This is a genomic window from Alteromonas lipotrueae, from assembly GCF_019249255.1.
Taxonomy (GTDB): domain Bacteria; phylum Pseudomonadota; class Gammaproteobacteria; order Enterobacterales; family Alteromonadaceae; genus Alteromonas; species Alteromonas lipotrueae.
In genome coordinates, this window is record NZ_JAESDJ010000018.1 from 59016 (window position 1) to 72545 (window position 13530).

Here is a 13530-nt window from a genome sequence, read left to right on the forward strand (position 1 = left end):
GTACATATCTGATCTGCCCTTAATACCTTTCAATCTAGGACAGTCTTGCTTGTATGACCAGTGACATCGTCGAATATTTGCCATTCACCACATTAATGACACTTTTGAATTTAATACATTATTTCTATTTTATAGACATATGTATAGTGGGTATCGAATAGGTCTTTGCAAAAAGGCACTAAGTCGACCGTTCAAGACGCTGGTGAGTGGAATAGGTATAATAGTAAACATGAAGAAGAAAGCGTAACTTAACATGTCTGAAAAGAAACTGATTGAAGCGCTAACTGCGGTGTGTGAGTGGGCAAAATCTGAGTCGGTAGGCTTTGAATGGCTTACGCATATGGGACACTGGCGCAGGCCAGAAATTATTGCGGTGTTTAAAACCGAAAAGCAAAAAAGCGAAGCACTTTCAACAAACTGGATCCAAGCATTCGAACTTGAACTTGATAATGTTTGCCCCGAATTGAAGGTGCACATTAAAGGAGTTCGCTACGACAGCGAGCAAGCATGCACTTTGCAAAGTAACGGCAACTGGGAACGACATCTAAAACGCCGGGATTTTCACTAACAGAGCTTTTCAATAATAGAGCATTGCATTAGCCGAGCATTCCACTTCGCTGCTCTATACTGGGCGAGCACGGTATTGGTTGAATACAGAATGAAGTGCAGATGTAAATCGCGGACACAAAAAAAGCGCCGATAGGCGCTTTTTTTAAAGAAACATAGTGTTTCTGAGTACTGAGCTTATTTAGCGCCCAAAGCACCGAAACGTTTCTTGAAGCGGTCAACACGACCACCGGTATCAACGTTACGTTGCTTACCAGTGTAGAATGGGTGACATGCAGAACATACGTCTAGGTTAATATCTTTACCTAGAGTAGAACGGATTTTCATTACGTTGCCGCAAGAACATGTTGCTGTCATTTCAGCGTATTCTGGGTGGATACCATTTTTCATTTTGGATTACCTTCAATATGAGGCCGTATCGCTATTTGGCCCGAAGCCAAACACCATACGCAACTTTAAATTCAATGACCGACCGCAGAAATTGCAGTCAGCCGCAAAAGAGCGGCGCATAATAAAGGAAGCAACTAAAGTGATCAAGCACTTTTTGTATGCGAAGTAAACAGGGGCAGCGTTAATTAAGCCCACTGGCGAAAATAAATCCCCTTCCCTTATTTGACATTATGTTTAAATGCCAGATCATTAGCGATTCTGAATTTACGTTTACTCACTTTAGGTTCATCAATTTTGGGGCATCAATTTTAATGGTATTCATTCAGGTGGCTGTACCTGTGCCACTTCGCCAGCTATTTACCTATTCTCATACCGATACGCTACAACCGGGTGTGCGGGTAAAAGTGCCTTTCGGGCCACGTCAACTGGTAGGCATTGTGGTTGAATCCGGTGTAGACATAGATGATACCAGTAAAATCAAAGCCATAATTGAGGTGGTAGATAGCGCACCTGTTATCGACGAATCGCTAAGAAAAATGGCGCATTGGTTATGGCAGTATTATCACCATGCGCCAGGGGAAGTGATACATGCCATGCTTCCTGTGCCGCTTCGTAAAGGTGAGACAGCCACGCCATCACCCGCACAATATATTCAAGTCACGCCAGAAGGTGCTGATACCGATATTAAGAGTTTAAGCCGAGCTCCGAAGCAGATGAGCTGCTTAGAAGCGGTTCAAACCACATCACTTATTGCTAGCGAAGCGCGTAAGACCTTTTCACCCGCAGTAGTGAAAGCGTTATTAGATAAAGCACTTATTGAGCTCGTAGACATTACGCCTGAACTCACTGCACAAGCGTGGTTAGATACCTTCGAAATTGGTGAAAAACCCGTGCCTGATAAAGAGCAAGGGGTAGCGATAGCGGCATTAAACCAGCAACATGACACCTTTGCGATTAGCTTGCTTGAAGGGGTGACAGGGAGCGGTAAAACCGAAGTGTATCTGCAATCTATTGAACCTTTGCTTAAAGCCGGTAAACAAGTGCTTATATTAGTGCCTGAAATTGGTTTAACGCCGCAAACCGTTTCGCGCTTCGAAAAGCGCTTCAATATTCCTGTAGGCGTATTGCACTCTCAATTGACGGACGCAGCGCGATTATCGGTATGGCAGCGGGCAAGGGCAGGCGAACTAGGTATTATTATAGGTACTCGCTCAGCGATTTTTACGCCCCTTAAAAACCCCGGCATGATCATTGTAGACGAAGAGCATGATGAATCGTTTAAACAACAAGACGGGCTTAGGTATCACGCGCGCGATTTAGCGGCCATGCGAGCCAAAGAGCACAGTATTCCTTTGTTGCTCGGCAGTGCTACCCCAGCGCTTGAAACGCTTAATAACGCGTTAAACGGCCGCTTTGCGCATTTGCAACTAACACGGCGCGCAGCAGGGGCGCAAAGTACCAAGCAGTATTTACTAGATGCAAGAGACCAACCTATTCATTACGGCATTTCAGAAGGCTTGCTGACAATTATGCGTCAGCATGTAAATGCAGGGAACCAGATTCTGGTTTTTGTGAATAGACGAGGTTATGCCCCCGCGCTTTTATGTCATCACTGTGGTACTACGGCAATGTGTAAGCGTTGCGACAGACCCTATACCGTGCATAAAGGGCAAAACAGACTGCAATGCCACCACTGTGGCGCTACCCGTTCAATGCCCAAAGAGTGTGAAGCTTGTCACAGTCATGAAATGGTAACGGCGGGAACGGGCACCGAGCAGGTAGAAGAAGGCTTAATGAAGCTCTTCCCTGATGCCAAACACGTGCGCATAGACAGTGATACGGTAAGAGGAAAAGACAAGCTACATCAAACCCTCGATGCGATTAACCGCCAAGAACACCAAATACTGGTAGGTACCCAAATTCTATCGAAAGGGCATCATTTTCCTCACGTTACATTGGTGGTGGTGTTAGATTGCGATGGGGCGCTATTTAGTGCTGACTTTCGAGCTCCTGAAAAGCTAGCGCAGCTCGTTACGCAGCTTGCAGGGCGAGCAGGGCGTGCAAGCAAACCCGGAGAAATGTGGCTGCAAACCCACAATCCTCACCACCCTTTATTACAAGATTTAGTGAACAACGGCTATGCCCACTTTGCTCGTCATGCATTGATGGAGCGAAAAGCGTCTGCATTGCCTCCTTATATTAGTCAATTTGTGATTCGGGCTGAGGCAACCGAGAGCTCATCGGCCTATGCATTCCTGCAACAGGCTAGGGGTGTACTTTCAAACTCAAATACTGCAAATGCAAATGCAAATTCTAAGGGCTTAGTTCCGCAGATGAGTGGGCCATTTCCCTGTTTAATTGAAAAACGACAAGGGCGTTTTCGCTTTATGCTGGTGTGCAGTCATGAAAAAAGAGCGCCGTTACATAACGCATTGCGGCTAGCTCTGCCGTATTTACAAGGGCTACCGCAGGCGGCAAAAGTACGTTGGTCGGTAGATATCGACCCCACCGATTTCAGTTAGCGCACAGGTTGGGAATACGGTAAAATCTCAACACTAATGTATACAAGTGTTTCAGGGTTGTGCACTATGTCCTCGTCTGGTGGCACCACCTGTTTAAAATAACGATAAGTAGTAGGAAAACTGCCGAATATGGCTCAACGCGATTATGTATCTCGTGGTAAAGCACCACAAAAAAAGAAGCCGGAAAACAAAAAGCGCGGTAAATCACAGGTGAAGAGTGGCGCCACTGCCTCATTCCCTATTGTTCGCCTTGTCATTGTGGTGATATTGCTTATAGGCTTTGCGGTTTTCTTATGGTCTATTAAAGATAACGCCAGTTCTGAGGTAGATACCGAAGTTGTACGCCCTGTTGCGCCTACCCAAGAAGCGTTGCCTGAATTGCCTAAAGAAGAGTGGGAATATATTCGTACTCTGCCGGGGTATGAAGTGGAAGTAGATGTTGCTGAGCAGGAAAAGTCGGACAAACGTTATCTTATGCAATGCGCGTCGTTCAGAACCCGCGCTCAAGCTGAAGAAATGAAAGCGAAAATTGCCTTTCAAGGTTTAGAAGCACTTATTCGCCAGAGTTCTGGCAGCAACGGCGAATGGTTCAGGGTTATTTTAGGGCCATTCGAATCGAAACGAGATGCCGAGAAAGCCAAGCACAGCCTTCGTAAAGTGAATATTGCGACCTGCCAAATTTGGTACTGGAATTTATAAGCGTAAACGTTTTTCATTCACTCATCTATTGATTGGGCATTCACCGCATGATGTGGTGGATGCCTTATAATCATCTCATAATAGCCACCACATCCTACTTTGCAGCGCTTAACGCTTTAATACGTACCCGTTTACTATATGTCTTCACTGCTTTTTCTTTTAACAGCCCCTTTTAGCTGCCCGTTTTAACTGCTCCCCTTGAAAACCAAAACCCTTCCCCCATTTCATAACAAAGTCTTTTTTCAGTTATCGCCCGAGTCTGCGATAGCGCCCACCTTAAATGGGGATTAAACGTGACAACGATTGTATCTGTAAGACGTGGAAATCAAGTTGTGATGGCTGGCGATGGTCAGGTGTCACTCGGCAATACCGTAATGAAAGGTAATGCACGTAAAGTGCGCCGCTTGTACCACGATAAAGTATTAGCTGGTTTTGCAGGCGGCACTGCCGATGCCTTCACCTTGTTTGAACGCTTTGAAGCAAAACTTGAAGCTCACCAAGGCCACTTGACCAAGGCGGCGGTTGAACTTGCCAAAGATTGGCGAACCGATCGCATGCTGCGCAAATTAGAAGCGCTATTGGCCGTAGCCGATGAAACCGCGTCATTCATCATTACCGGTAACGGCGATGTCGTACAGCCAGAAAATGACTTAATTGCTATTGGTTCAGGCGGCAACTATGCCCAAGCTTCTGCTACTGCGTTGCTAGAAAACACCGAACTTACCGCGAAAGAAATTGCGGAGAAAAGTTTGACCATAGCTGGTGATATCTGCGTATTCACTAACCATAGTCAAACGGTAGACGTACTCGATTACTAAGTGGCTGTTTAATTAACAATTAACAGCCACTTGTGCCTGCTATTAATGCAGTGGCACCAAAACAGATAAGGGTTTATGCATGTCTGAAATGACACCTAGAGAAATTGTTCATGAGCTAGATCGACACATTATTGGTCAGCAAGATGCTAAACGTGCGGTATCAATTGCACTTCGAAACCGCTGGCGCCGTATGCAGCTTGAGCCTGATTTGCGCCAAGAAGTGACGCCTAAAAATATTCTTATGATTGGGCCAACCGGTGTGGGTAAAACTGAAATTGCCCGCCGTTTAGCAAAATTAGCGAATGCACCTTTCATAAAGGTTGAAGCGACAAAGTTCACCGAAGTCGGTTATGTGGGTAAAGAAGTAGAAACCATTATTCGCGACCTTGCTGACATTGCCGTGAAGATGACCAAAGAAACGGAAATGAAAAAGGTGAAATTCCGCGCTGAAGAAGCGGCGGAAGAACGTATTCTTGATGTGCTTATTCCACCCCCTGAAGATGCATGGGGCAAGAAAGAAGACGTTGAAGATAGAGGCACTCGCCAAGCGTTCCGTAAAAAGCTTCGTCAAGGCGACTTAGACGACAAAGAAATTGAAATTGATGTGGCACTTCCACAAGTAGGCGTTGAAATTATGGCACCTCCTGGGATGGAAGAAATGACCAATCAGCTTCAAGGCATGTTTCAAAACTTGTCGGGTTCGCAAAAGAAAAAGAAGAAGCTAAAAATTAAAGATGCACTGAAAATGCTGGTGGAAGAAGAAGCCGCACGTTTGGTGAATCAGGAAGACTTAAAAGAAAAAGCGATTGAGTCGGTTGAGCAACACGGCATTGTGTTTGTTGATGAAATTGACAAAATTTGTAAGCGTGAAGGCAATACGTCAGGCGATGTATCGCGTGAAGGTGTGCAGCGTGACTTACTACCCTTGGTAGAAGGGTCAACGGTATCGACCAAGCACGGCATGGTGAAAACAGACCATATTTTGTTTATCGCCTCTGGTGCGTTCCAAATGAGCAAGCCGTCAGATCTTATTCCTGAGCTTCAAGGTCGTTTGCCTATTCGCGTTGAATTATCAGCCTTAGAAGTAGGTGACTTCAAACGTATTCTTACCGAGCCCAATGCGTCGCTTACCGAGCAATACAAAGCCCTTATGCTGACCGAGGGCGTAAATATCGATTTCGTAGAATCGGGAATTCAGCGTATTGCTGAAGCTGCATGGCGTGTGAACGAACGTACTGAGAACATAGGTGCGCGCCGTTTACACACGGTACTTGAACGTTTAATGGAAGATATTTCGTTTGATGCGTCTGAAAAAAGCGGTGAGTCTTTCGTGATTGACGAAGACTACGTAAACAGCCACTTAGAGTCGCTTGTAGAAAACGAAGATCTATCGCGCTTCATTCTATAAAGCCCTAAGGCTAGTAACACAAAAGAGCGCATTTATTTAAATGCGCTCTTTTTTTATGTGGTTAATAATTTCACTAAACGGCCGGTAATATCAACACCAGTCTCGTTTTCGACGAACAAGAAGAACGGGCAAGGGTTGGCTTCTAAGAAATAATATTCACCCTTGGTGTTTTTACGCCAATCGATAGCGCACCAATGCATGCCTAAGCCGGTACATATCTTTCGTGATAAATCCTGCATTGGTTTAGGAAGAGGGGTTAGCAAAGGACGTGCGTTTATATCTTCTCTGAAATCGAGATTGTGAGAGTCTATTTGTACACTGACTACTTCATCGCCAAGTACGTAACTTCGAATATTCGTCCCTTCAACAAATGCCTGAAAGGTGACAGGGCGCTCTTTTAACAAAGCCTGCACTAAGCCGCGAGTATCGTCCCCCTGTTGCACAAATTTCGCTGTTTCGCCGCCTTTAACGGGTTTATAGACCACCTCGCCTATGTTCGCACAAAACTGTAAAGCTACATCACAAGCGTTACCTATGTAGGTATATGGCACCTTAGCGCCTAGCTTTTTTGCCATCCGCAGTTGAATTGGTTTGCAGTGATGGGCGCGGATGGCGTCAATACCATTAACCCACTTAGTTTCACTGAATAAAAACCAGCATAACAAGGTGCTGGCATATTCCTGATCTAACCATTGTGAAGACACACTATCAGAGGCTTTCACAGAGGGGGGAATATATTGATGCCAATAGGCAGATGTGATGTCTGATAGAGGAATTCGAAACAGTCCGTTGCGGATAGGCTGGTTAAAATGTAACAGGCCATCATTAAAATCTGGGTCGTAGCTGAGTTGCCAGTGCTCACCAAAGTAGTTGGTATTAATAATATAGGGGTCGTTTTTATCGGCAATTAAGGCTTCAGCCACATGTACAATTTGCGGGTCGGCCTCGCTCCCTATTAATGCAATCTGCATTGAAATATCCTTTTTAAATGGTAAAAGGAGGACTGCTTAACCTCCTTAATCTGCTATGACAATAAATCGGGTAATTGTCCGCCGTCCTCACCAATGGCTAAGGTGATATAGACAGGTGGTTTAACAAAGCGAATGGGGTCTTTGTCTGCGCCTGCAGATACCCCAGACTTCCCGCCCGTCACTTGCAGCAACTCTTGGGTCTCAAGGTGAAGGCCAGAGCCGTTCTGTGTATTTTCTTGTGTATAGCTATGCGTGTTATGTTGCATTTTTCGCTCCTTATATAAGCGTTTTAGTGTAGTTAAAAAGGCTAGCGGTTAGACCAACCTTAGGGGGTGGTAAATGGATCGAAAGCAACTCGCGATGAGCGCAGTGCGGCTGCTTATTTTCAGTTTCTTGTAGATGTTGGCGCAGTGGAACTTAACGGTGCGTTCGCTAATAAATAGCTCTGCTGCTATCGCTTTATTCGACAAGCCTTCCATGATCTTTCGCGCAACCTGAAGCTCGCGTTTAGACAGGGTGTCGATAGGAAGGGCATTACTATTTAAGTTATCTACATGCTTAACGATTTGTTGACGCTCAATATCGGTGAGCAAGGGTGTAGATTCTCTAACTTCGGGCGTTATCATTATGAATCTCCTAGTGGGGTATTATCATTTTCTTCTACTATTTCAGAAGCTGGGCAGTGCTGCAGAATGCCGTCTACCAACTGATAGACAGTATTTGCAAGGGCAATCGTTTGAGGGCGATGGGCCACCATGATGCGGGTAATATTGAGCGCCTTTAGATGTGTATTGATAACGTGCTCATTTTGAATGTCTAAATGGCTACTCGCCTCATCAAGAAACAAGATATCTGGCTCTCTGTATAGCGCTCGCGCGAGAAGTAGCCGTTGTTTTTGACCACCACTTAAGCTACTTCCCATATCACCGACCAACGAGTGATATTGCATAGGCATGGCACAAATTTCGTCATGGATACAGGCCAATTGGGCGGCACGTATGACCTTTTCTTGATTTGGTATCTCATCAAAACAACTGATGTTTTCAGCCATAGAGCCACAAAGGCACATGTCTTCTTGCAATACAGAAGCAATGATCGGGGCATGATTTGATGAAATAGTATTGTGACTAACCGTTCCTTCAAAAGGTGCATATAGGCCCATCAGACATTTAAGTAGGGTGCTCTTTCCACTGCCGCTTGCACCAACGATGGCAATTATCTCCCCTGCGGTAACTGATAAGTTGAGGTTTTCGAAAATACATTTACATCCCTCACCATAGCGATAACTGAGGTTGTGGGCCTTTAAGTGAATGACTGGAGTATTTGAAGCGATGGCATGAGAAGAACCCACTGCTGATACTGATGCTACGCTTGAATAAGGGCTAGATTGTTTTGACAGCACCGTGGTTTCAGCAGGCTCCGTTAGAACAATATCGCTCAGGCGAGAAAAGTGTACGGCCAGCATTCGCAATTCGATAAATTTGGAAACTAACCCGTCTACTGCGGCAGTGAATTTTGTTTTGTAAGCGATGAAGGCAAGCATCATTCCTACCGTCAGCATATTATCCATCACCAAAGATGCCGCAATAAAGATCACAATGATGTTTTCAATACCAAATAAAACTTGGTTTACCGCGTCGCTTCCAATATTGAGTTTTCCCAGACTAATATCTTTATTCAAAGTGGCGACTAACTTGTTTTGCCACTGACTATGGCGTTGGGATTCTTGATGGTATACACGAATAGGCAGCATACCCCGAACGCTTTCCATAAAGTGACTTTGTTCAGTAGCGGCCAGTGCAATTTTCTCTGTTGTAAGCCGCTTAGTGACAGGTATTAACGCGATGCGGAAAAGTAAATATATTGCCACCACTAGCACCACACACAAGGTAAGTTTAACGGAGTAAAGGCCCATCACGACAAGCGTGATAATGGCCAATACGCCATCGAGAAATGCAGCCACAAGGCCCGTAGTGAGGAACTCACGAATATGTGCAAGGGAACCAAAGCGAGACACCACATCGCCCACGTGCCTTTTGGCGAAAAAATCCAGCGGTAGCGAGAGTAAATGTTGAAAGACGGAAGCCGACATTTGAAGTTGAAGCCGGCTCGATACAGCCAGGATAAGAAAGCGACGCAACACACTAGTGAAGATGCTTATTACTAGCAAAAAAGTAAACCCAATGGCAAGCGCGGTTAACAATGCTTGATTCCCTTGCAACAACACATCATCAACCACGGTTTGCACGTAATAAGGAGACGCTAAAGCAAAAAGTTGAAGTAGTGCAGATAGCGCCAGCAAGGTGGCTAAATTACGTTTAAACCCTATCGTTCGAGTGAAGAAGTTTCTTAGCTTTAATAAAGGCTTTGCGGGGGGCGGCGAAAAATTGTCTTTAGGCGTAATTTCTAACGCTATTCCCGTTAGGTGTTTACTCGCCTCATCAAAGGTGAAGGTGCGTTTGCCAATACTAGGGTCGTGTATGCTTAATCGCTCTTGCTTTACCTTAGTCAGTACAACGAAATGACGCATATCCCAATGTAGAATTGCTGGCAGGGTTAGTTGAGATAAATCCTGAGGCTCAATTTTTAGTGCACGACATTGAAATGCCATTTGCTGCGCAATATCCATAATATCTTTAAGTGTGATACCACGAAGTGAAACGCTAATGTGCTGGCGAAGGTGGGTCATATCCCGTTTGTCGCCATAATACTGAGCCACCATGCTGACGCAGGCCAAACCACATTCAGCGGCTTCAGTTTGAAGCACAACCGGCACTTTGTTTTTAGGTGATAAGGCGCTAAGTGCAGGTGAAGCAAACCCGTGAGTAATAGTCATAATTACAACCTTTTCGTGACGCTTAACAGCGGCTCTAAGATCCATTCCAGTAAGCTACGCTGGCTAAGTGCTACGTCTGCAGAAAACGTCATTCCAGCTTTAAGCATTACCGGGTTTCCATAGGCAATAATGGCGTCGCTATTTACTCGAGCGGTAACCAAATAAGCGGGTTCGCTCACGGTTAAAGGCGCGTTCGCCCATTCACCAGGCAGTAAAATGGTTTCGGAAATGCTAATTATCTGTCCCTCTTGCAAACCAAACTTCTGATAAGGAAAGGCATCGTAGCGAATAGCGAGTTGTTGCCCTTTGGCGATGAACCCAGCGGCGCGCACAGGCACTAACAATCGTGCTTCTATAGGGGAATTTTCTGGAAGTAGGCTGAGTAGCGGTCTGTTTTGATCGACCATCAACCCAGCACTCGCCTGCAGACTTGAAACCACACCGTTCTGCGATGCATATAGAATGCGCTGCCGATCGCGATTTAATGTCAGCAACTGCTGATTGATATCACTTAGTTGGTTTTCGTGTACGGTGCGCTCATTGGCTTGAATCTCGGGTAAACTGGCAATTTCATGTGTCAGCCGGCTTACTTCAGCTTCGCTTTTCAGGTTATTTCGCTCAGCTTGTTTCCATTGTTGCTGGCTACTTAAAAGCTCAAGCTTATAGTTATCGAAATCTGCGTTACTTACATGGCCAGCATTGCGTAGCACCTCAAATGAGGTAAATTGACTGAACGCTAACTGCCACTGTTGATAAGAAATCGCTAAAATATGGCGTATTGATTCAGCGTCTTTTTGCGCGTGCTGAAGTTGTTTTAAAAGCTGCGTTTTGTCATTTTGGTGAATACCAATGCTGCGTGCCAACGCGTCGCTTATCCGCTGTTTTTTAGCAAGAAGCTCTTGTTGCAGTTTTAGCTCTACGGTTTCGCCTTGTGGCTGCTGAACCCCGTATTCAATCGACAATAATGGTTCGCCTCTTTTAACTTTTTGCCCCTCGTTTACATACACTTGTGATATGCGGCCTTTTCGGGCGTCGGCGTACAGTCTTAATACGCCGCGGTAGGGCTCTAGCCACCCTTCAACAGTGGCTTTACGAGCATAGCTACCCTGTGTGAGATATATCCCCACACCCACTATCCATAAAAGTAGTATTGCCGTTATCCCCATATGGAATGGTCGAGGCGTCATCAATAGCTCACCTTGAAATGGCGAGGTAGGCTGCATTGCCTGATGACGGAATAGTCCTTTTCTCATAACAGTTCATCCCATGAAATTAAAAAAATGGTATTCAGTTGCCATTTCCCTATGGACATAGCACTTAATCAGCAATCGATGCTTTTTAAGCAGCGAAAACCTGAATACCGACAAGTGGTCTTGGGTAAAGCCTTGACGATGTAAACGTTAGATGAAGGCACTTCGGTATACCGAATAAAGCGAAGTCAGGGCGTTTGCTGCCCTTTATTCATAGGGTGTTGGCGCAAAATTTAATGAAGTTTTGATGAAATGGCTCAAATTTAAATGTGGTTAAAAATTGATGGAAATGCAAAAGGTTAGTGATACTGTACAAAGGATGTACTATAAAAAAGTAGTGTACTTAATTCACGCAGTGGCTTAACCAAAACGGAATAGGAACTCACATGTTTGTACCAAGTATTTTACTCAAGCAGCTATATACTCACGGAAGCCTAACCAAAACTGACAACGGCATTTCCTTTGCACTAAAAAACCGTTTAAAAGATGCCACACTAAAGGAGCTTAAATGGATTTCATTTGATGGTGAGAAAGTTCCAAGCCATAAAATTTCTATTCAAAGCAGCAACGACAGTGGCATTAGTTTTGATGCGCTTAATAATAACGGCGGCATGCCGTTTTCATTACGACAAGTCATTACCGTACACCTAGAACTGAATGAAGAAGTCAGCCCTGAAAAACGCAAAATAGGTATTTGTTTTTCAGCGTCTCCTTTTGGAAAGCTTAAGTTCGAAGTAGAAGATAATGTAACGTCACCAGCGAGTCGCAAGTTGCATATTCCCCGCGACGATCACGACGATTATGGCGATAAAATCATTAAGCAGCGTCAGTCATACTTTGAAAGTTTTACTGGCGCCAAAATTGATCATGTGGGCAAGTACTCAGTCGATCCAGACAAATTAAAAGGGAATATTGAGCACTTTATTGGGGTGGCTCAGGTACCTATTGGCATTGCAGGGCCATTAACTATAAATGGCGAGCATGCTAAGGGTGAATTTGTTGTGCCATTGGCAACAACAGAAGGCACCTTGGTGGCGTCGTATAATAGGGGGATGAAGCTGCTTAATATGAGTGGTGGGGTAAAGGCTACGGTGGTAGATGATGCCATGCAGCGAGCTCCGGTTTTTATTTTTAGCGATGCCCGTGGTGCAAGAGATTTTGTTACTTGGGTAAACCAAAACATCAGCAAAATTCGCGAAGAGGCTGAAGCAACCTCGAGTATTGCCAAACTCACTTATATTGACCACTTCTTATCAAACAAATTTGCGTTTTTGCGTTTCAACTATTTAACCGGTGATGCGGCAGGGCAAAACATGGTGGGGCGGGCTACTTTTGCGGCGTGCGGGTGGATTTTAGATAATTATGAAGGTGTTGAAAACTTCTACTTAGAGTCTAACTTTGCTACCGATAAAAAAGCCTCGCAAATAAATATTATGCGTACACGTGGTAAACGGGTAACCGCAGAGGCCACGATAAAGCGTGAGCATTTACTGCAAATTATGCGGGTAGAGCCTAAGCAAATTGACTATCACGGCAGGGTAGCAGGAGTAGGCTCGTTTCTATCTGGGGTGAACAATACGGGTTTACACTCGCCTAATGGTATTACCGCCATGTTTATTGCTACGGGGCAAGATGTTGCGAACGTAGCGGAATCATCGGCTGCTATTATGTATTCAGAGCTTACTGATGAGGGCGATTTGTATGTGTCTATCACCATTCCTTCGTTAATAGTGGCCACCTATGGTGGTGGCACTGGAATGGGCACTCAGCGTGAGTGCTTAGAACTTATCGATTGCTATGGCAAAAACAAGGTGTATAAATTCGCCGAAATCGTTGCCTCGGTAGCCTTAGCGGGGGAAATATCGTTAGCCTCAGCCATTAGCTCATCAGATTGGGTGTCGTCTCACGAACAATATGGACGCAACCGCTGAGGATGTTTTCCGCTCTAAGGGCAGAAAGCACCATGATAGACTCGCCGTAAACCCATCCATGGGGGCTCTGCCACCGCATCCATGCGGTGGAAGGTCTATCATGGTGCTTCCTACCCTCTGAGCTAAATCCGTGGTTGG

Annotated in this window: 12 protein-coding genes; 6 read left to right on the plus strand and 6 right to left on the minus strand. The window is 45.1% G+C overall.

Annotated elements, in window-relative coordinates; translation table 11 throughout:
- Positions 1-253 precede the first annotated feature (253 nt).
- On the plus strand, positions 254-568 hold the full coding sequence (locus KYS23_RS18255; protein ID WP_218397819.1) for a hypothetical protein: 315 nt from the start codon (positions 254-256) through the stop codon (positions 566-568).
- 176 nt (positions 569-744) lie between these two features.
- On the opposite strand, the gene rpmE is transcribed toward KYS23_RS18255, so the two are convergent.
- Positions 745-957 carry a 50S ribosomal protein L31 gene (rpmE, locus tag KYS23_RS18260; RefSeq protein ID WP_159533557.1) on the minus strand — a complete coding sequence of 71 codons (213 nt, stop codon included), beginning with the start codon at positions 955-957 and terminating at the stop codon, positions 745-747.
- Positions 958-1268: 311 nt separating this feature from the next.
- Between rpmE and priA the strand changes: the two genes are divergently transcribed.
- The 4 genes from priA to hslU all read left to right on the plus strand — a co-directional run bounded on the left by priA (position 1269) and on the right by hslU (position 6404).
- On the plus strand, positions 1269-3479 hold the full coding sequence (gene priA / locus KYS23_RS18265) for a primosomal protein N' (protein ID WP_218419713.1): 2211 nt from the start codon (positions 1269-1271) through the stop codon (positions 3477-3479).
- 129 nt (positions 3480-3608) lie between these two features.
- Positions 3609-4178, plus strand: a complete 570-nt coding sequence (locus tag KYS23_RS18270; RefSeq protein WP_159533553.1) for an SPOR domain-containing protein — start codon at positions 3609-3611, stop codon at positions 4176-4178.
- A 293-nt stretch (positions 4179-4471) separates the two neighbouring features.
- The gene (gene hslV, locus KYS23_RS18275) at positions 4472-4996 is read left to right on the plus strand and encodes an ATP-dependent protease subunit HslV (protein WP_159533551.1); all 525 of its coding nucleotides are present in this window, start codon (positions 4472-4474) and stop codon (positions 4994-4996) included.
- 79 nt (positions 4997-5075) lie between these two features.
- The gene (gene hslU, locus KYS23_RS18280) at positions 5076-6404 is read left to right on the plus strand and encodes an HslU--HslV peptidase ATPase subunit (RefSeq protein ID WP_218397824.1); all 1329 of its coding nucleotides are present in this window, start codon (positions 5076-5078) and stop codon (positions 6402-6404) included.
- Between the two features lie 53 nt (positions 6405-6457).
- Here the strand turns inward: hslU and KYS23_RS18285 are convergent, their stop codons facing one another.
- The 5 genes from KYS23_RS18285 to KYS23_RS18305 are packed head-to-tail and all read right to left on the minus strand — an operon-like array spanning position 6458 to position 11464.
- On the minus strand, positions 6458-7375 hold the full coding sequence (locus KYS23_RS18285; RefSeq protein WP_159533547.1) for an ATP-grasp domain-containing protein: 918 nt from the start codon (positions 7373-7375) through the stop codon (positions 6458-6460).
- Positions 7376-7428: 53 nt separating this feature from the next.
- Entirely contained in the window at positions 7429-7641 is a 213-nt protein-coding gene (locus tag KYS23_RS18290) for a hypothetical protein (RefSeq protein ID WP_159533545.1), read from the minus strand.
- A gap of 48 nt (positions 7642-7689) precedes the next feature.
- The gene (locus KYS23_RS18295) at positions 7690-8001 is read right to left on the minus strand and encodes a helix-turn-helix domain-containing protein (RefSeq protein WP_159533543.1); all 312 of its coding nucleotides are present in this window, start codon (positions 7999-8001) and stop codon (positions 7690-7692) included.
- The gene (locus KYS23_RS18300) at positions 8001-10211 is read right to left on the minus strand and encodes a peptidase domain-containing ABC transporter (RefSeq protein ID WP_218419714.1); all 2211 of its coding nucleotides are present in this window, start codon (positions 10209-10211) and stop codon (positions 8001-8003) included. The genes KYS23_RS18295 and KYS23_RS18300 overlap by 1 nt, the downstream gene beginning before the upstream one ends.
- A 2-nt stretch (positions 10212-10213) precedes the next feature.
- Entirely contained in the window at positions 10214-11464 is a 1251-nt protein-coding gene (locus tag KYS23_RS18305) for an HlyD family secretion protein (RefSeq protein WP_246604489.1), read from the minus strand.
- A 383-nt stretch (positions 11465-11847) separates the two neighbouring features.
- Here KYS23_RS18305 and KYS23_RS18310 point away from each other — a divergent pair, with 383 nt between their 5' ends.
- Complete coding sequence (locus tag KYS23_RS18310; protein ID WP_159533539.1) at positions 11848-13392, plus strand: hydroxymethylglutaryl-CoA reductase; 1545 nt, start codon at positions 11848-11850, stop codon at positions 13390-13392.
- Positions 13393-13530: the final 138 nt, after the last annotated feature.

Coding starts and splice junctions, on each gene's coding strand:
- KYS23_RS18290 (WP_159533545.1), bottom strand. CDS start 7,641: ATGCAACATAACACGCATAGCTATACACAAGAAAATACACAGAACGGC.
- KYS23_RS18295 (WP_159533543.1), bottom strand. CDS start 8,001: ATGATAACGCCCGAAGTTAGAGAATCTACACCCTTGCTCACCGATATT.
- KYS23_RS18285 (WP_159533547.1), bottom strand. CDS start 7,375: ATGCAGATTGCATTAATAGGGAGCGAGGCCGACCCGCAAATTGTACAT.
- KYS23_RS18255 (WP_218397819.1), top strand. CDS start 254: ATGTCTGAAAAGAAACTGATTGAAGCGCTAACTGCGGTGTGTGAGTGG.
- KYS23_RS18300 (WP_218419714.1), bottom strand. CDS start 10,211: ATGACTATTACTCACGGGTTTGCTTCACCTGCACTTAGCGCCTTATCA.
- rpmE (WP_159533557.1), bottom strand. CDS start 957: ATGAAAAATGGTATCCACCCAGAATACGCTGAAATGACAGCAACATGT.
- priA (WP_218419713.1), top strand. CDS start 1,269: ATGGTATTCATTCAGGTGGCTGTACCTGTGCCACTTCGCCAGCTATTT.
- KYS23_RS18305 (WP_246604489.1), bottom strand. CDS start 11,464: ATGAGAAAAGGACTATTCCGTCATCAGGCAATGCAGCCTACCTCGCCA.
- hslU (WP_218397824.1), top strand. CDS start 5,076: ATGTCTGAAATGACACCTAGAGAAATTGTTCATGAGCTAGATCGACAC.
- KYS23_RS18310 (WP_159533539.1), top strand. CDS start 11,848: ATGTTTGTACCAAGTATTTTACTCAAGCAGCTATATACTCACGGAAGC.
- KYS23_RS18270 (WP_159533553.1), top strand. CDS start 3,609: ATGGCTCAACGCGATTATGTATCTCGTGGTAAAGCACCACAAAAAAAG.